Origin of the sequence: Paenibacillus baekrokdamisoli (assembly GCF_003945345.1) — a bacterium.
Lineage (GTDB): Bacteria > Bacillota > Bacilli > Paenibacillales > Paenibacillaceae > Paenibacillus_Z > Paenibacillus_Z baekrokdamisoli.
Map to the genome: position 1 here is coordinate 289695 of NZ_AP019308.1, position 19336 is coordinate 309030.

Below are 19336 nucleotides of genomic sequence, written 5' to 3' on the forward strand. Positions count from 1 at the left end.
CTCTTAATGGAGTGAAAATTGCTTGTTTATCCGCTATGAATCATCTATTCTTGTATCGTTAGAGTTACAGGAATCGGAGGGAATGGAATGTCTGAATCTCAACAATTACCGCGCAGTACTCCTGAAGAACAAGGTGTTTCACCTGCTGTTATAACTGCACTCCTACATGCTTGGGAGCGCACTGGACAAGAAATTCACAGCTTCATACTAGTTCGCCATGGGAAAGTAATTGCGGAGGGAGGATGGAAGCCTTATTCGCCAGATTTGCCTAGATTTCTTAACTCCGTTACGAAGAGCTTCACATCAGCAGCGGTTGGCTTCGCTGTATCCGAAGGAAGATTATCTGTGGAGGATACGGTTCTGTCGTTCTTCCCGGAGAAAGCGCCAGCGTATATAAGTGAGCACTTGTCTTCCATGCGAGTGAAGCATCTGCTGGCAATGGCTACAGGTCATACGGAAGATACAACCCCACACCTCCGCAGGGGAGAAGAGAGGGATTGGGTTCGGGCATTTCTGGGATTCCCTGTTAACGAAGAGCCAGGTACAAGATTTATATATAACGGCGGGGCAAGTCATATGCTCTCCGCGATCTTACAGAAGCTGACAGGAGAGACAGTTCATCAATACTTGCAGCAGCGCCTATTCGAACCTCTTGGAATCGAAGATACCAAATGGGATACTTGTCCAAGCGGAATTAGTACAGGTGGCTGGGGCCTGACGATTACGACAGAGGATATTGCCAAGTTTGGTCAGCTCTATTTGAACAAAGGTGAATGGGAGGGCAGGCAGCTGCTATCCGAGGAATGGATCACGGAATCGGTACAAAGTCACATTTCGAACGGTGATGACCCTAATAGTGATTGGGGGCAAGGCTATGGGTATCAGTTCTGGCGGAATCAGCATGGCGGATATCGAGCGGACGGGGCATTTGGCCAAGCTGCATTGGTGATGCCTGAGCAGGATGCGGTATTAGCGCTAACCGCGGCAGTAACCGACTTCGGCGCCGTACTCGATCAGGTATGGCGCGTACTTCTTCCTGCATTGGATGCCAGCAGGAGCCCGCTCCCAAGCGATGATGCAGCAAGAGAAGAGCTTGCTGACAAGCTCTCTTCACTTTCGATAGAACCGCCTAGGCACGAGGATCACTCTATCAAGGAAGATGATTATTCCGGCAAAAGATTCGTTAGAAACGAACAGGGATCTGTCGCTGACTTCGACTGCATATCGTTTGATTTTGAAGATGAACAGGTTGTGATGACATGGAGTTGGAAGGATAAGAAGGAGACACAATCAATCTTGTGCGGACTTGGCGTATGGCAAGAGAATCAATTGCGGCAAGAGGATGACATTGTACGTGCGGTAGCAAGTGGAACATGGCAGGATGAGACGACCTTCGTTGTCTCTCTACGAATCTTGGAAACGGCCTATCAGGATACTTATCAATGTCGATTCGAGGGAAACCAGCTTCATGCAGTCTATTCTCGCGCATTTAATGTATATCCTGATAAAGCTTGGGCGGCTAGCTTTGAGTCCTAAGACGATCGCAAAAAGGTAATCAGCTGATGAATGGGCCTATCTCGCCAACCATCCGCCATCTACGCATAACACATGCCCATTCATGTAATCGGATGCTTTGGAGGCCAGGAATACGGCAGGACCAACTAAGTCTTCGGGGGTTCCCCAGCGACCAGCGGGAATACGCTCAGTAATTGAAGTGTAACGCTTCTCGTCCCGAATGATGGGAGCTGTGTTATTGGTCTCCATGTAACCTGGCGCAATCGCGTTAACCTGCAGTCCTTTACCAGCCCATTCATTCGCTAATGCTTTGGTAAGCCCAGCAACCGCATGCTTACTGGCGGTATAGCCTGGCACATTGACGCCACCCTGGAAGGAAAGCATCGAAGCGATATTAATGATTTTGCCGCTGCCTCGCTCTATCATATGTGTACCAGCCAGCTGGCAGAGGAAGAAGACGGAATTCAAGTTAAGATCAATCACATCATACCAGTCCTGCTGAGAGTGGAGAGCGGCTGGCGTACGGCGAATGATACCAGCATTGTTAATTAAAATATCGATCTGACCGAAGAAACCAACTGACTTGGCAAAAACTTCATTCAACCCTTCTGCATCGCTTAGATCGGCAGATATTTGTTCGATCTGACCACCGTTGGCTCGGATAAGCTCGACTGTGTGATCACTATTAGAGGAAGAAATAGCGACGATATTTGCGCCCGCTTGTGCAAGTCCCACAGCCATTGCTTGTCCAAGGCCGCCGGAGGTACCGGTTATTAGTGCAGTTTTGCCCGTTAAGTCGAATAACATCGAATGCCTCATTCCTTTCGCAACAATTAAGTATTTGTACTAGGACGTTCATTAGCATGTTGCTCCTATGAATCATGATCTCATGTCGCTTATATCTTAGCGCTGCATTCCAATCGAACCCCAGCCTGACGGAATTGTTCGGCGGTTTCGGAGGATAATCCGTTGTCGGTCAGAATGGCTTCAACCTCAGATAAGCCGGCAAAAGTAAGCAAGGCAATTTGCCCGAATTTATGATGATCGACCACCGCATAAGCGGTATGCGCGGAGGCCAGGAGCGCTTGCTTGAAATCGATCAGATCACCTGTATAGATGGTGAAGCCGTATTCTGGATGAACGGCCGTTGCCGATAAGAAGGCCTTCTGGATATTAAGCTTCTTAATATAAGCGGTGGCTTCAGGTCCAGCGAGCATGTTGCGCACGCGATAACCGCCAGGCACGACTAAGCGGATCTCACTCTTGCGAGCAAGCTCTCCAATAATGAACACATCATTCGTAACGACCGTCAACGGCTGATTCTCCAGCCGCTTGGCGATTTCAAGTGTCGTGCTGCCGCCATCCAGCGCAATAATGTCGTTAGGTTCAATAAGCCGTATCGCAAGCTCGGCGATTTCTTCTTTGGCAGAGGCGTTCTTAATAAGAGGTTCCTTCTGCGAAAGAATACCCAGCTGATCGCTTTGGGCAAGGACCGCCCCTCCATGAACCCTAAGGAGAAGCCCCTTCTCCTCCAGCTTGGCAAGGTCTTCACGGATCGTCTTGCCGGTAACCTGAAGCGTTTCGCTCAGATCAGCGACGGTGACTTCCTTTTGCGCTAATAATACTTCCATAATTTTTTCGTAACGACGTAAGGAGCTCATTGCATTCATCCGTTCTTCGTAGGTTACCTCTTATAATATCTCTTTCATGGCTACCGGGTCCATATCGTTGAAAATTTGATTTTCTCCAGCCATTCCCCAAATAAACGTATAATTGCTCGTTCCTACACCACTATGAATCGACCAGCTTGGAGAGATAACCGCTTGTTCGTTGCGAACGACCAGATGGCGTGTTTCTTGAGGCTCACCCATAAGGTGGAAGACAACCCCATCCTCAGGCATATCAAAATAGAAATAAACCTCGGAGCGTCGGTTATGCGTATGACAGGGCATCGTATTCCACATGTTACCGGGCTTCAGCAACGTCATGCCCATAACCAGTTGGCAGCTTTGAATGCCTTCGGTATGGATATATTTGTAGATGGTCCGCTCGTTTGAGTTCGTGATGCTGCCGAGATGGTTAGGTGCCGCTTCACTGATTGCAGCCTTCACAGTCGGATACGTTTGATGTGCAGGCGTAGAGTTCAAATAATATTTGGCAGGAGACGCCGCGTCATCACTCTCGAACAAAACCTCTTGAGCGCCTAGCCCAACATAGAGGCAATCCTTCGGCTCCATGACGTAAACCTCTCCATCAACAGTTATTTGACCGCGTCCCCCCGTGTTAATAATTCCAATTTCTCTACGTTCCAGAAAGGTATCCGCACCGATTGTTTGGACATCTGCTTCCAGCTTCACAATGCTGCCAGCAGGAACGGCGCCCCCTACAATGAACCGATCCACATGTGAATACACCAACGTAAGCTCGCCCGGAACGAATAAAGATTCAATATGAAATTCCTTACGCAGTCGGGAGGTATCGTACGCTTTGACTTCATTGGGGTGAGACGCATAACGGATTTCCATGATTGCATTCTCCTCTTAGGTTCTTATAAGTTCATTTTAGTTCTTATATGTTCATATTAAGGGATGCTGTGGGCAAAAGCAAGCCGGAACTTGCGTGGGGAATGTCCGGTTTCTCGTTTGAATAGGGAGCAAAACTGGGCATCGTTAGAAAAACCAGCTTCCAGCGCGATATGCGATACGGGAAGTTCGGTTTGCAGAAGAAGAGTACGGGCATGCTCGATTCTTTTGCGGAGTAGATAGGCTTGAGGGGAATGCCCGGTTATTTCCTTGAATAGATGCCGGAATCGATCATAGCTGTAGCCTGCAAGAGCAGCTAGGTGGGCGATATCTGTCTTTTGCTGAAAGTTTTCATTCATATAATTACGGACGTAGAGCAGCTTCTCTGTCGTTGGGTTATGTATCAGGGCAGGCTGGTGGGATCGCAGAAAATCAATAACAAGCTCACCCATAAGTAAATCCAGCTTATCTGCGTATAGCGATTGCTTGTCTGTAAACTCTTGCTTCATACGGAGCAGCTGCTCCAGTATGGAATGCAGCGCGTCATCATGAAATAAACCGCAGCTTAATGAATGCTCCGGTGGAATATGAAAGCCGATGAAGATGACATTCGAGGTTATACTGTGTTTCTCATCGTGAAGAGTGGAGGGAGGAATGATCGTGAAAGTATGGGGCTGGAAGGAATAAGACTGCCCATTTATCGTAGTTGTGCCCTGTCCGTCCAAATAATAGACGAGCTCATAGCAGGCATGCTGATGCATATGCATATACCAGTCTTTTTCTCGTACTGCCGCACAAAATATGGTCAATTTGGTCTTCATCGCTCGTCAAATCCTTTACTTAGAAGATAGCCAATTCCTATAAAAAAGCAGCCAGATCCAGATAAATAAGTAGGAGATAAATTGATATTGTGAATAGAGAAAGAAAAGCTAGGCGCTTTCATCATAGCCGAATTATATAACTTATTAGGAGGGCATGCGAATGAAATTTCCACAGCTGACAATGGAAGAAAGAATACGGAGACTAGAACCACCGAAGGGGAAAATAAGAGCGGTGCTCGATACAGACACCTACAACGAAATAGATGATCAATTTGCCGTTGTCTATTCGCTCTTATCACCGGAACGAATGCAGATGGAAGCCTTCTACGCGGCACCGTTCTTTAATGATTTATCGACGGGACCGAAGGACGGGATGGAGAAAAGCTATCTGGAGCTGAAGAAGATCCTAGCTCTTATGAAGAGCGATATTCCAGCTTATGAAGGGTCAACGATGTATTTGCCAGATACGCATACACCGGTTGAGAGTGCTGCAGCCCGTAATTTAGTCGAGCGTGCGATGGCCTCAACAGAGGAGGATCCGCTTTATGTAGTTTCAATTGGAGCGATAACGAACGTAGCTTCTGCCATACTCATGCAGCCTGAGATTATTCGCAGAATCGTCGTCGTGTGGCTGGGAGGTCATTCTTTTCAATGGAAGGATACGCGTGAATTCAATTTGTTCCAGGATCTGCATGCATCCCGGACGATTGTAAACAGCGGCGTTCCGCTTGTGCTCATTCCTTGTATGGGAGTAACCTCGCATCTGCTGACGACACTTTCTGAAATTCGGGACTATGTAAAAGGGCAGGGAGAAATCGGGGATTATTTGTATGAAACGTACTTGAACTGCGTCGATGATCATTTTGGCAGATCGCGGGTCATCTGGGATATCTCAACGATTGCCTATTTGAATAATGAACAGTTCACACCAAGCGTGCTGCTGCCCAGCCCGTACCTTTCAGAGGAGTTCCGCTGGAGCTTTGATGCATCCAGACATTTGATCCGTTATGTGAATCACATTCATCGAGATGAGGTGTTCCAGGATTTCTTTAGGAAACTGCAGCAAACCAACCAGTGATCAGGGTATGTGATTGCGTGGTAAGGATATACCGTGAGGATTAGAGCTTTATATACTCTTTACTGAGTGGAGTTAATTAGAAAATAAAGTAGAGAACTTCCTTTGAAAGGGGAGGTTCTTTTTTTACACATTTTCACTCGTTGATATACTACTTTGGTGAATGTTGGTATTATAATTATATTGATATAACTTACCGAACATGAAGTGCATTATTCCAAAAATCGATGATTTTATTATTTTAGAAAGCAGCTATTAACTTACAGTGAGGAAGTATAACTTGAAAATAATAAGAAGAATCGTTAGTTTAGTTGGTTTCCTTTTGATATTATGTACACTCGTGGTAGTTGTTACAAACAACCTACAAAATAAAGACAAAAAAACAGAGGTCATTTTGAAGGATGTGAATGGTGTTGTAAATACAATGGTATCTAATGGGAAGCCATCGGTATTACTATTTTTTACATCGTGGTGTCCATATTGTAATGAAGATGCTCCAAAAATTGTTTCTATGTATGAAAAGTATAAAAATGATATTAACATATATGGGATTAACCTTATTCATAGAGATGATGTCGATGAAGTGAAGAACTACATCAAAAAATATAAAATTGAATATCCAGTATTGTTTGATGATGATGGGAAATTATATGACAATTATGGATCTCCAGGCTTCCCAACATTAATTTTTCTTGATGAAAATGAGCAGGTGACTGAAAGGATAGTTGGTTCTACTGAGATTGGCCTTTTTAAGGCAATGTCCCGTTTGAACGATAATGCTAAAAGATGTGTAATAGCAATACCAATTGAGTTTAAGCGAGGCTTTCAACAAAGGATGGATAACATACAATAATTTATGAAGAGACTATTAATTAGTTTCCCTGAATTTAGGGTTTGGTTTTAGTGTTATATCGTTTATTCCAGCATTTCTTACATCTGGTCTAGGAGTTATGATTACTATCGCATTGGGAATCATAGGAATCGTTTTGGGAAAAAATCGCTAAAAGAAACGAAAACTCACAGTTTAGCCCTTGCAGGAATTATTCTTTCAATAATCTCATTATCAATTTCTGCATTGATAATTTTAATGATTACCATATTAATATTTGCAGTAAACAGATAGACAATAAAACAACAATTTATACAGGAGTTGAGTGATGATGGATTTCAAAAAAATTAATACGATAACTAAATATCCAAGTATTCTTACATATCACCAATTAGGAGAAAGAGGACGATTAACCGAAGCATTATCTGAAGATAAGGGGTTCCAAGATTCTGATGATGTTTTTGTCTATGAGAAGGTTGATGGTGAAAATTCAAGAATTATTTTATTTAAAAATCTTTATGGTGAAATCGATTATTTAATTGGCTCAAGAGAAGAATTGCTCTATGCAAAAGGAGATAGAATTGGTAATCCGTATGGTAACATTGCCGAATTTTTAAAACCATTAGCTAACAAATTTATTGAAAATAATTTCACAAGCAATGATTGGGCTTTAACAGTTATCTATCAAGAATCATATGGTGGAAAGACCAAAGCATCCAAGAATTATACGAACAATAAAATTCAAGGTTATAGAGTTTTTGATGTTTTTGATTTGAATCAGATTGAATTAAACGAACTCTTAGCTTTACCAGTAGAGAAAATAGCAGAGTGGCGCGATCATGGCAATCAGCCTTTTTATAATGAAGCCGAGAAACTAAAGTTTGTAGCAAAAAATGATCTAGAATATGCCCCACTACTTGCAGAAATTAATGGTTCAGAGTTTCCCGAGACACTTGAAGACACATTTAAATTATTAAAGAATTTTGAGAAAACCAAAGTTGGTATTGATTCTACAGGAAAATCCGAAGGGGTAATTGTTCGTTCGTTCGATAGAAAACAGATTAGAAAAATTCGATTTGAAGACTATGAAAGAACCTTTAGGAAATAATTGATTGCTTTTATTCTCATTAGATCTGACTTTTAGTGATGAGGTGACAATAATGGGACTTAAAAATAAGATGCCAGTAATGATCTCTGAACTCATGTGTTTATCTTGTGGCAGTTATTTTCCTATTCCAAGACCGCTACATCAACTTAGAGAAGAGAATCATATTAAAACTATCTGGTGTCCTCATTGCAAAGAAGAGACACAACATGTTGAGAAGTTAAAAGATAGAATTGATTTACGGAACCCTAGAAGCGCTTTAGATAAAGAAGAGTTTATTGACGAGGACACAGACTGGGAGAGTTTGTTCGGTTTGAAGTAGTTTATGAAACAAATTGGAGCCATTGGCGTTCTTGGTGGTTCACTTTTAACGACTTCAACTGTCGTTATTACAAACAGTTTTACATATAGAAAGGAAGTGAAAAAAGCGGAAAGAGAGAGGGCATGGCTACTTGAAGATAAAGCTAGAGAAACCAACAAAAAGAAGGAAATTAAAGAATTCAAAGTTTACAACGAAGCATTAAAAATTGACGGAGAATTCCAGTTTGTACACTTCAACGATGATAATGGCATGAAAGAGTTTTCAATTGCCCAGTACAAAGAAAAAATGAGACCAATACTTTTTATTGATTTTCATTTACTTAATCCTGAGGTTAGAAATTTAATCAGAAAACTTGATGATTATGCATATGCAGATATACATTATGGCACTTGGGTGGACCCCAATAAGCAATAAAGATAACCTGATTGCGGATATGTTTAGAATAGCGTTAGCGCTTGAAGATCCTTGGAAACTGACGCATATTGAATATGATGATAAGGATGAAGCTTGGCATCTATTCCTAGACTTTGAACGTGGATCCCTGTTTGCTTGTCCGTCGTGTGGTGCATCGTGCAAAGCTTATGACGCTGAGAAGAAAGACTGGCGTCATCTGGACTTTTGGAACTGGAAAACCTACATTCATGCCCGTGTGCCAAGAACGGACTGCACAAACTGTAAGAAAGTGACCCTTGTGCCTGTGAAATGGTCCCGTCCGATGTCGCACTTCACGTTGCAGTTTGATGCCTGGGCGATGCGGCTTATGGCTGAAATGCCAGTTAATGCTGCAGCTAGAGAACTCCGGGAGCATGACACATGCATGTGGCGAATCTTTCATCACTATGTGAATCAAGCGATGGAGCAATTGGATTTGACTGCGGTCAAACGAATCGCCGTAGACGAAACGTCCTCGCGCCGCGGACATCGTTATATTACATTATTCGTTGATGTGGACACCAAGATTGTCTTGTTTGCAACAGAAGGGAAAAGCAAAGATACCCTGGCTAAATTCAAGCAACATATGATCAGCAAAGGCGCAGAAGCCCTACAAATTCAAGAAATATGCAGTGATATGTCTCCGGCCTTCATTTGAGGCATTGAAGATCAATTTCCAAAAGCGGAGATCACTTTGATAAATTCCACGTCATGAAGCTGGTCAATGAAGCGGTGGACGAGGTTCGCAAAGAGGAGCAAAAGCAAGCACCTGAGCTTAAACGAACCAAATATCTCTGGTTGAAAAATGAAACAACTTTAAAGAACGAACAGAAAGAAGAGTTGAACCTGCATCTGAAGGATAGTCATCTGAAAACAGGCAAAGCGTATCGGTTGAAGCTGGCGTTACAGGATCTCTGGAGCAAGCCTCATCTATTAGCGGATGTCTATTTACGGGAGTGGATGGCCTGGGCTAGACGCTCTCAACTCGAGCCGATGGTGGAGTTAGCCAAGACCATCAAGCGACATGAAGAAGGAATTCTTCGCTGGTTTCACAGTAGAATGACCAACGGGTTGCTGGAAGGTATTAATGGGTTTCCCTTCTCCTTTATACCAGATTTTTAGGAAACTCTTAAAACCAACGAAACTATTTCTCTATTCAGACTGGAATTACCCATCCGGTAGAGCGAAGAGCCTTTTTTTACACATGAGGAAGTATAACTTGAAAATAATAAGAAGAATCGGTAGTTTAGTTGGTTTCCTTTTGATAGTATGTACACTCGTAGTAGTTGTTACAAACAACCTACAAAATAAAGACAAAAAAACAGAGGTCATTTTGAAAGATTTGAATGGTGTTGTAAATACAATGGTATCTAACGGAAAGCCATATGGAATTAAGGCCGCATTTACCTAAAATATATTGGAGAGAGCTCAAGCTGGAACATTGCTTGGGCGTTCTTCTTGCTATAAAACCAATATTCAACTTTTACTTGAGTAAGATAGCTTGAAAAAAGCTGAGGATAAAGATCAGCATATGTAAATTACTTTGCTCATAACCATATCATAGGTAGTAGTGAATTTGAATACAATTATGGAAAGTTTGTGAGAAATCGTAAATTATGTTGTATTTGAAGTTCCTTTAAATTATTATTAATTAGAACGATCGTTCAGTAAATAAGGATGGCAGATTATGAAACGACACTACGATAGTGATCTAACACGGAAGATCATTGCGGAGAAAGCGGCGCGACTTTTTTCGCAAAAAGGTTTCGCTGGAACATCGGTTTCCGATATATCCAAGGAAGCGGGCTTTAGCAAAGGGCACGTATATTATCATTTCGAGAACAAGGAAAAGCTGTTCGTCTATTTGGCTCAGGAAGGTATGCGGGAATGGGGCGAAAAATGGACCGCCCTCTCGCCGAACTATCCGTCTGCTACAGAAAAGTTGTATGCGATGGCGAAGTTTGTTTTAAACAACTATAAAACGCCGCTGCTCAAGGTTGGTCAAGAACTGGCGGTCAATCCTTCCACGAATCCGGAAACTGTGAAACAATTGTACGGACTTGCAATAATACCGATGCAAGCGTATGCGGCAATTTTTCAGCTAGGAATGGATACTTGCGAATTTAAGATTGATGATTTGGAATCGACTACATTTCTGTTTGGAACTTGGCTTGGGGCGTTATGTCAGCACATATTTACAATGGATTATGATAAGCTGCTCCTCATGTTCCACCAAAGCGTGACAATTTTTCTAGGCGGTATCCTTAAAAATTAAGGATATGGCTCACCTAATTAGAACGATCGTACTAATTGTTCTAATTGCACTATAATAAGCGAAAAGGATGTGGGTATATTGAGTACATCGAATCAAGTTGCTATAGTAACTGGTGGCGCTTCGGGCATTGGTAGAGCAATTAGCATCGAGTTGGCGAGCAAACAAGTATTTGTCGTTATTACCGATATAGACGAGGTGGGTGGTGAACAGACAGTCAGAGAAATTGAAATTAAGGGAGGTAGAGCAAAATTTGTCAAACTGGATGTAACGGATGCCTCTCAGGTAGAGAATGTGATTCATAACGTGCATCAGGAGCATGGGAAGTTAGACTATATGTTCAACAATGTGGGGGATCGCGATGTATGGTGAGTTGTACGATATGTCACACGAACATTGGGAGAGAATCATCAACGTGAACCTTTGGGGCGTAATTCATGGTACGCAGGCTGCGTATACGTTAATGAAAAAGCAAGGGTTCGGCCACATTGCAAATACTGCATCCGCAACAGGACTTGGTCCGTCACCAACAGCTGCTGCGTATGCGACAACCAAACACGCTATCGTTGGGCTTACTACATCTCTTCATTATGAGGCGGAAGCGTTCGGAGTTAAGGTAAGCGCACTATGCCCAGCGTTTGTGAATACACCAATATTCTTAAAAGGTGAAGCAATCAACATGGACAAAGAGAAAATAAATGAACAAATAATGAAGCAGAAATTGATGAGCCCTGAGCAATTCGCGCGTATCGCGTTAAAGGGCATTGTCCGAAATGAACCGATCATTTGCCCAATGCCTCTGCGACGGACGATGGACATTTTCTTTACCCTGTTTCCATCCGTTCACCGAAAGTTGATGAGACTCGTCTGTAATGTGGCTCGTAAAGCAAGCATTAACTGAATGCACCATTATGCCGACAGTGATATGATGTTTGCAGGAGTTGTTGTTGGTAATAATCCCGGTGAAGTGTGGGTAGATAACAATTTGAATCCGTCATCCGCATTAGTATGGTCTAGTGGATTGGGGGCTTTCCATTTCATGGGAAGTGCTAGAAACAATTGCTTTAATCAATCAATCGAAATGCTCATTGAGAATGAAATTATTCCTTTGTTGAGAAGTAAAGATAGAAACGATTTTGAGTTTTCAATATGTCTATAAATCTAATTTGAAAACAAATGAATCTCTCTGCTCAGATATTTTAGAGCCCTTTAGGGCTGTGGAGATTGACGAAACATTCATATTTGAACTTCATAAAGGTGAAATGAAAAATGCGGATTTTATGATAAATTACATCGAACAATATTTGGGTACCTTAAATATCTTTTTAGGAAAGGGCTATGGTTACGTTGCACTCACTAAGTTTAATTCCACACACGCAATTGGAGTAGAAACGCTTGAAGATTACAAAAGACAAGGATTGTCTAGTTCACTTGTGAATTTATTATTAAAGAAATTCAATGAAAAAAATATTGCTTCTTGGTGGGATTGTATCGAGAGTAATATTGCTTCTCAAAAAACAGCTGAAAAGGCAGGTTTAATAAAAGCAAATCATTATAAAATAAATGGGTTCAATTTTTAATATAACCATCAGTTAGGGCAAATGCCATACCACAGTTTTAAGTTATTCTCCCTGCCACCTCATCACCATAAGAATGAACGACCAGCAGTAAGAATGATCGTGGGGGCTTAGCTCAACTGGGAGAGCGCTTGCATGGCATGCAAGAGGTCAGCGGTTCGATCCCGCTAGTCTCCACCAATACCTTCAACTTAACGGCAGAGATGTCGTTTTTTTTTCTTTTCGGAGCTAAATGAAGGGGGAATGTTAAATGGTTCTAGACGAATTGTTGAAAAGAAAAGATCTAAAGCCAAAAGAAAAAACAGAAGTTATGGCAGATGCAATTATAAGCGGTGAACTAGCTATTATTGACATTATTAATGTAGCTTCTACCGCTAAAGACCCGGCAAAGGCGACTTGCATGGAGGCGTTCGAATATGCCACAAATAAAAAACCAGTGATTGCAAATATGGAGCTTTTCAGGTTCGCGCAAAATAATCTGTGTGCTAAAGCACCACGTCTAAAATGGGAGTCTGCTAAAGTAATTGGCAATATTGCTCATCTTTATTCTGAACACCTAGAAGAGGCGATTGCTAGTTTATTAGAAAATACGAAAGACGACGGCACTGTGGTTCGCTGGAGCGCAGCCTATGCTCTTACCCAAATATTCGATCTACCCAATTATTCGAACGATGATTTTCGTACCACTCTTCAGGATATTTGTGAATTCGAGGAAAAAAACAGCATCAAGAAAATATACTTAAAAGTATTAAAGAGGTAACTGAGTTATCACAGACGGAATTTGAAACCTAATTTTTAAATACAAGATTTATCGTGGGACCTTAGCTCGGCTGGGAGAGCGCATCGCTGGCAGCGATGAGGTCAGGGGTTCGCCCGCGCGGACGTAATGAAGCGAGATAGCTTCCAAGCAATCTCGTCTAATGCAGGAGCACGGCGTCTGAATCTACCGCTAAAAGTCCTCGCCCGAGTAAGCTTCGTCAGCTATATAATCAAAGATTCATACATCCCATATGGAAAGACGAGTTTGTGCAAGTCATATCCCGCTAGTCTCCACCAACCTAAAATTCAAACGGTAGAGATGCCGTTTTTTTGTCCGAAAAAAGGTTGTTGGTTGACAGGGGCATGATGCCCTTATACAGAACACCTCGCAATGTTGTGTGCAGATCCCATAGCCTTGTTGCTTGTCGGAGGACTATGGCTGATTAGATTTATTAGTCTGGAAGTAGTTTCTGTTCAATCCAAGGAGGGGATGCGTATGAAAACAGAGCTCTTTATTTCATCATTATTAGAGACAGTGTGGGCTATGGTTGTCAGCTCAACTGCGGGAACTGTCCTGTCCCTGTGAGCCAATAAATTCATTAGAAAGCCCAAGTGGTATCCCACTTGGGCTTTAATTTTCTTAAGCGACTTACTTGCCATAACCATCTACCTAAGGTAACATGCAACAAACTTGTTCCTTGGGAGGTATTCCATTTGACCTTTTCGAATAGCTGTAATGTTGTACTCGAATCCCACCGCAGTTCGCTAGTCGGTCTTGAACTGGACGAAACACAAACGCAGATGCTCCTATCCATTACTCGAAAGCACTGCAAGCTTACTCTCGAGCACAGCCAAGCGAGTACATCTCTGGAGCGGCGGTGGGAGGTCATTGAAGAAATCCAGAGTTTACGAACATCAAGGGAGGCTTTCATCGGAATTCTGATATTTTTTTCAAGGCTATAGCCACGAACGAATCAGGTTATAACTTATGAAGATCTTGTGAACCTCTTGATATTTTGTTATCTAGATATTGGTACTATAACCGATAGGATGTAAATTTTTGCTAGACACTGTCTGGCCCAGCTAATACAATTCACTAGTATACTTGTCGAAATATAGGAGTTGAGGCTTGTGTAAACCATTTGTGGTTTCGGCAGATCGATTCAAATAGAATGTTTTGGAGGTGGGGTAACAATTGCATAAGGCGATTCCAATGAAACAGATGCGAGTTTCCTCAGAATTGGTTGACCCGGACGAATCTGCGCTCTTCATAATATAAAATACATTCTCGGCAAGAGAGGTTGATTTCAAAATGAAAGAGAAACAGAATATGAAAAGGATATCTACGATACTGATGAGTTTCTTGTTGTTGTTCCTTCCTGTGATACAGCTAGCTGTAGGCGAGAGTGCGGCCTTTGCGGCAACTGCGCCAGCGATTTCAAGCATTTCGCCGACGTCGGGTCCGACGTCCGGAGGCACGACCGTCACGCTGACCGGTTCGAATCTGTTCGGTACAATGGCGGTGACGTTTGATGCAACGGAGGCGACGTCCTTTACCGTGGACTCGGCGACACAAATTACGGCCATCGCCCCGCCAGGTAGTGCAGGAACTGTAGACGTAAGGGTAACGACGCTGGGCGGCACATCAGCGACATCGGCGGCGGACCAGTATACGTTCATAGCCGCGCCGACGATCACAAGCATTTCGCCGACGGCGGGTCCGACGTCCGGAGTCACGACCGTCATTTTGACCGGTACGAATCTGACTGGTGCAACAGCGGTGACGTTTGGTGCAACGGCGGCGACGGGCTTTACAGTAAATTCAGCAACGCAAATCACAGCAACGGCTCCGGCGGGCACGGGAACCGTAGACGTAAGGGTAACGACGACGGGCGGCACATCAGCGACATCGGCGGCGGACCAGTATACGTTCATAGCCGCGCCGACGATCACAAGCATTTCGCCGACGGCGGGTCCGACGTCCGGAGGCACGACCGTCACGTTGACCGGTACGAATCTGTCCGGTGCAACGGCGGTGACGTTTGGTGCAACGGCGGCGACGGGCTTTAGCGTAAATTCGGCAACGCAAATCACAGCAACGGCACCGGCGGGCTCGGGAACCGTAGACGTAAGGGTAACGACGACGGGCGGCACATCCACGACATCGGCGGCGGACCAGTATACGTTCATAGCTGCGCCGACGATTACGGGCATTTCGCCGACGTCGGGACCGATGTCCGGAGGCACGAGCGTCACGTTGTTCGGTACGAATCTGTCCGGTGCAACGGCGGTGACGTTTGGTGCAACGGCGGCGACGGGCTTTACCGTAAATTCAGCAACGCAAATCACAGCAACGGCTCCGGCGGGCTCGGGAACCGTAGACGTAAGGGTAACGACGACGGGCGGCACATCCGCGACATCGGCGGCGGACCAGTATACGTTCATAGCTGCGCCGACGATTACGAGCATTTCGCCGACGTCGGGTCCGACATCCGGAGGCACGACCGTCACGTTGACCGGTACGAATCTGTCCGGTGCAACGGCGGTGACGTTTGGTGCAACGGCGGCGACGGGCTTTACCGTAAATTCGGCAACGCAAATCACAGCAACGGCTCCGGCGGGTAGTGCGGGAACCGTAGACGTAAGGGTAACGACGACGGGCGGCACATCAGCGACATCGGCGGCGGACCAGTATACGTTCATAGCTGCGCCGACGATTACGAGCATTTCGCCGACGTCGGGTCCGACATCCGGAGGCACGAGCGTCACGTTGACCGGTACGAATCTGTCCGGTGCAACGGCGGTGACGTTTGGTGCAACGGCGGCGACGTCCTTTACCGTAAATTCAGCAACGCAAATCACAGCAACGGCTCCGGTGGGCTCGGGAACCGTAGACGTACGGGTAACGACGCCTGGCGGCACATCCGCGACATCGGCGGCAGACCAGTATACGTTCACAGCTGCTCCGACGATTACGAGCATTTCGCCGACGTCGGGTCCGACATCCGGAGGCACGAGCGTCACGTTGACCGGTACGAATCTGTCCGGTGCAACGGCGGTGACGTTTGGTGCGACGGCAGCGACGTCCTTTACAGTAGACTCGGCGACACAGATCACGGCTATCGCTCCGGCGGGCTCGGGAACCGTAGACGTAAGGGTAACGACGACGGGCGGCACATCAGCGACATCGGCGGCGGACCAGTATACGTTCATAGCTGCGCCGACGATTACGAGCATTTCGCCGACGTCGGGTCCGACGTCCGGAGGCACGACCGTCACGTTGATCGGTACGAATCTGTCCGGTGCAACGGCGGTGACGTTTGGTGCAACGGCGGCGACGTCCTTTACCGTAAATTCAGCAACGCAAATCACAGCAACGGCTCCGGTGGGCTCGGGAACCGTAGACGTACGGGTAACGACGCCTGGCGGCACATCCGCGACATCGGCGGCAGACCAGTATACGTTCACAGCTGCTCCGACGATTACGAGCATTTCGCCGACGTCGGGTCCGACGTCCGGAGGCACGACCGTCACGTTGATCGGTACGAATCTGTCCGGTGCAACGGCGGTGACGTTTGGTGCAACGGCGGCGACGGGCTTTACCGTAAATTCGGCAACGCAAATCACAGCAACGGCTCCGGCTGGTAGTGCGGGAACCGTAGACGTAAGGGTAACGACGACGGGCGGCACATCCACGACATCGGCGGCGGACCAGTTTACGTACATAGCCGCGCCGACGATTACAAGCATTTCGCCGTCGTCGGGTCCGACGTCCGGAGGCACGAGCGTCACGTTGACCGGTACGAATCTGTCCGGTGCAACGGCGGTGACGTTTGGTGCAACGGCGGCGACGTCCTTTACAGTAGACTCGGCGACACAGATCACAGCAACGGCTCCGGCGGGCTCGGGAACCGTAGACGTAAAGGTAACGACGACGGGCGGCATATCCGCGACATCGGCGGCGGACCAGTATACGTTCATAGCTGCGCCGACGATTACGAGCATTTCGCCGACGTCGGGTCCGACGTCCGGAGGCACGACCGTCACGTTGATCGGTACGAATCTGTCCGGTGCAACGGCGGTGACGTTTGGTGCAACGGCGGCGACGTCCTTTACCGTAAATTCAGCAACGCAAATCACAGCAACGGCTCCGGTGGGCTCGGGAACCGTAGACGTAAGGGTAACGACGACGGGCGGCACATCAGCGACATCGGCGGCGGACCAGTATACGTACATAGCTGCGCCGACGATTACGAGCATTTCGCCGACGTCGGGTCCGACATCCGGAGGCACGAGCGTCACGTTGACCGGTTCGAATCTGTCTGGTGCAACCGCGGTGACGTTTGGTGCAACGGCGGCGACGTCCTTTACAGTAGACTCGGCAACACAGATCACGGCTATCGCTCCGGCGGGCTCGGGAACCGTAGACGTAAGGGTAACGACGACGGGCGGCACATCCGCGACATCGGCGGCGGACCAGTATACGTATGTTGTTCTGACGTATACGATCAGCCCGTTGTCGGATGAGACGCTTAATGCGCAGACAGCGGACTATGCATCGGGGACGCAGGAAACGAAAACGGTGACGGTGACGAGAACGGGAACCGGCGACTTGGCGAACTTGGTGACAACGCTAGGCGGAACGAACGCAAGCAGCTTTACGATTACGCAGCCAACGGCGACAACGCTTAATAGCGGGACGCTGTCCACGACCTTTACAGTAAAAGCGAATGACGGACTCGCCGCAGGGACGTATACAGCTACGGTAACGGTGTCGGCCGTTGGCATTACGCCGGTAACCTTTACGGTAACGCAGGTTGTTAATAGTAGGAATAGTGGCGGGACTGGTGGTAGTCCAACTTCTCCGGATGCTCTAAAACATTTGGATATCGACCAAAACGGCATTATGATTGACTCGGATACAATTGACACCCGTAAGCCGTCCGTCGCTCTTGAAGTTACACCAAAAGACGGCGTTGCCTATATCAAATTACCGGTAAGCCTATTAACCGAGTTTGTGGAGAAAAACGCCACTTTTTTCATCGAGATTAAGACGCCTTACAGCAGCTACAAGATTCCCGCCAATCTGGCATCGCTCATTCCGGGGCTGCAGGATTTGCTTAAGAAGAATGGGCTCAAAGCCGAGGATATCAGCTTCAAGATCACTTTGACCGATAAGTCTGGTGACAAGGACATTCAAGCGGCGGTTGCAAGCGGGTTGCCAAAGGGCCAAGTATTGGGCGCGATTGTGGATTTCAGCATCTCGATCATTAACACCAAGACAGGACAGGTGATCGGAACAGCGGACAAGTTCAGCAGTGCGCTGACGCGAATCATCCCGATGCCAAAGAACATGAAAGATATGCCGGAGCAATGGGGTGTGTTTCGTTATAACGATACGACAAGGAAGTTTGAGTTTGTATCCGCGAAGAAAGTGTTGATCGATGGCGCATGGTACGTGTCGATCAACTCTTATTCCAATAGCGTGTACGTCGTGGCACAAAATCCGGTGAGTTTTGCCGATACGTTTAAACATTGGAGCAAAGCATTCGTAGAGCTGGCTGCAGCGAAAGGACTCGTTGAAGGAGTTGGCGACGGGAAATATAACCCTGACAAAGCCATAACGAGAGCGGAATTTACCGTCATGATAGTCCGAACCTTGGGACGCAGCGGATCTGTCGGCAATGCAGCACCATATGTAGATGTAAAGCAAGGCGCATGGTACTTCGATGAGGTAGCCAAAGCGAAGGAGCTTGGACTGCTCGGCTTCACGACTGGTACGAGCTTCAAGCCTGATCAACCGCTAACCCGCGAGGAAATGGCGAGCATTTTGGCGGCCGTGATTAATCTTGAAAAGTCGTCGATTGCAAAGGGTTCTGTTAACCTGAACGGCTACAAAGATATCGGAAGCGTGGACGCGGCTTATTTGGAGGATGTTCGCACAATGGTTACCCTTCAAATTATGAACGGTACAAGCGCGAATACGTTCGATCCGAAGGGCGAGACGACACGCGCACAAGCGGCGGTTGTGTTCATCAGAATGCTGCAAACGCTAGGTTCAATCGATAGATAAGATTCATGCACAAACCCGCTTGAGCAGAGATAAA

The 19336-nt window shown here is 46.1% G+C and carries 17 protein-coding genes, 1 tRNA gene and 1 pseudogene; 15 read left to right on the forward strand and 4 right to left on the reverse strand.

Annotated elements, in window-relative coordinates; translation table 11 throughout:
* Nucleotides 1-87 precede the first annotated feature (87 nt).
* Nucleotides 88-1536 carry a serine hydrolase domain-containing protein gene (locus EKN16_RS01140; protein ID WP_125653325.1) on the forward strand — a complete coding sequence of 483 codons (1449 nt, stop codon included), beginning with the start codon at nt 88-90 and terminating at the stop codon, nt 1534-1536.
* Between the two features lie 36 nt (nt 1537-1572).
* Here EKN16_RS01140 and kduD read toward each other — a convergent pair whose 3' ends face one another.
* The 4 genes from kduD to EKN16_RS01160 all read right to left on the reverse strand — a co-directional run bounded on the left by kduD (nt 1573) and on the right by EKN16_RS01160 (nt 4858).
* Nucleotides 1573-2322: a 2-dehydro-3-deoxy-D-gluconate 5-dehydrogenase KduD gene (kduD, locus tag EKN16_RS01145; RefSeq protein WP_125653326.1), complete on the reverse strand. Its 750-nt coding sequence runs from the start codon at nt 2320-2322 to the stop codon at nt 1573-1575.
* 89 nt (nt 2323-2411) lie between these two features.
* Nucleotides 2412-3176 carry a DeoR/GlpR family DNA-binding transcription regulator gene (locus tag EKN16_RS01150; RefSeq protein WP_125665716.1) on the reverse strand — a complete coding sequence of 255 codons (765 nt, stop codon included), beginning with the start codon at nt 3174-3176 and terminating at the stop codon, nt 2412-2414.
* A 30-nt stretch (nt 3177-3206) separates the two neighbouring features.
* Entirely contained in the window at nt 3207-4040 is an 834-nt protein-coding gene (gene kduI, locus EKN16_RS01155) for a 5-dehydro-4-deoxy-D-glucuronate isomerase (protein WP_125653327.1), read from the reverse strand.
* 56 nt (nt 4041-4096) lie between these two features.
* Nucleotides 4097-4858: an AraC family transcriptional regulator gene (locus EKN16_RS01160; RefSeq protein ID WP_125653328.1), complete on the reverse strand. Its 762-nt coding sequence runs from the start codon at nt 4856-4858 to the stop codon at nt 4097-4099.
* Between the two features lie 160 nt (nt 4859-5018).
* Between EKN16_RS01160 and EKN16_RS01165 the strand changes: the two genes are divergently transcribed.
* The 14 genes and pseudogenes from EKN16_RS01165 to EKN16_RS01240 all read left to right on the forward strand — a co-directional run bounded on the left by EKN16_RS01165 (nt 5019) and on the right by EKN16_RS01240 (nt 19302).
* Complete coding sequence (locus tag EKN16_RS01165; protein ID WP_125653329.1) at nt 5019-5936, forward strand: nucleoside hydrolase; 918 nt, start codon at nt 5019-5021, stop codon at nt 5934-5936.
* A 277-nt stretch (nt 5937-6213) separates the two neighbouring features.
* Nucleotides 6214-6786 carry a TlpA family protein disulfide reductase gene (locus EKN16_RS01170; protein WP_125653330.1) on the forward strand — a complete coding sequence of 191 codons (573 nt, stop codon included), beginning with the start codon at nt 6214-6216 and terminating at the stop codon, nt 6784-6786.
* Nucleotides 6787-7090: 304 nt separating this feature from the next.
* Nucleotides 7091-7870, forward strand: a complete 780-nt coding sequence (locus tag EKN16_RS01175) for an RNA ligase family protein (RefSeq protein WP_331852364.1) — start codon at nt 7091-7093, stop codon at nt 7868-7870.
* A gap of 52 nt (nt 7871-7922) precedes the next feature.
* Nucleotides 7923-8189, forward strand: a complete 267-nt coding sequence (locus tag EKN16_RS01180) for a hypothetical protein (protein ID WP_125653331.1) — start codon at nt 7923-7925, stop codon at nt 8187-8189.
* Nucleotides 8190-8192: 3 nt separating this feature from the next.
* A complete protein-coding gene (locus EKN16_RS01185) occupies nt 8193-8603 on the forward strand; it encodes a hypothetical protein (RefSeq protein WP_125653332.1) in 411 nt (136 codons plus the stop codon).
* The gene (locus EKN16_RS33385; RefSeq protein ID WP_221226645.1) at nt 8557-9279 is read left to right on the forward strand and encodes a transposase; all 723 of its coding nucleotides are present in this window, start codon (nt 8557-8559) and stop codon (nt 9277-9279) included. The genes EKN16_RS01185 and EKN16_RS33385 overlap by 47 nt, the downstream gene beginning before the upstream one ends.
* Nucleotides 9280-9293: 14 nt before the next feature.
* Complete coding sequence (locus EKN16_RS33390) at nt 9294-9743, forward strand: transposase (RefSeq protein WP_269462741.1); 450 nt, start codon at nt 9294-9296, stop codon at nt 9741-9743.
* A gap of 97 nt (nt 9744-9840) precedes the next feature.
* Nucleotides 9841-10032 carry a hypothetical protein gene (locus EKN16_RS01200; RefSeq protein WP_125653335.1) on the forward strand — a complete coding sequence of 64 codons (192 nt, stop codon included), beginning with the start codon at nt 9841-9843 and terminating at the stop codon, nt 10030-10032.
* Between the two features lie 273 nt (nt 10033-10305).
* A complete protein-coding gene (locus EKN16_RS01205) occupies nt 10306-10896 on the forward strand; it encodes a TetR/AcrR family transcriptional regulator (RefSeq protein ID WP_125653336.1) in 591 nt (196 codons plus the stop codon).
* 78 nt (nt 10897-10974) lie between these two features.
* Nucleotides 10975-11794 (forward strand): annotated as a pseudogene (locus EKN16_RS01210) (SDR family NAD(P)-dependent oxidoreductase).
* A 265-nt stretch (nt 11795-12059) separates the two neighbouring features.
* Complete coding sequence (locus EKN16_RS01220) at nt 12060-12473, forward strand: GNAT family N-acetyltransferase (protein WP_164522628.1); 414 nt, start codon at nt 12060-12062, stop codon at nt 12471-12473.
* A gap of 101 nt (nt 12474-12574) precedes the next feature.
* Nucleotides 12575-12650: transfer RNA gene (locus EKN16_RS01225), tRNA-Ala, on the forward strand.
* A gap of 70 nt (nt 12651-12720) precedes the next feature.
* Nucleotides 12721-13230 carry a HEAT repeat domain-containing protein gene (locus tag EKN16_RS01230; RefSeq protein WP_125653339.1) on the forward strand — a complete coding sequence of 170 codons (510 nt, stop codon included), beginning with the start codon at nt 12721-12723 and terminating at the stop codon, nt 13228-13230.
* Between the two features lie 1329 nt (nt 13231-14559).
* Nucleotides 14560-19302, forward strand: coding sequence for an IPT/TIG domain-containing protein (locus EKN16_RS01240; protein WP_232016147.1), 4743 nt, complete (start codon nt 14560-14562; stop codon nt 19300-19302).
* The last annotated feature ends 34 nt before the right edge of the window (nt 19303-19336 follow it).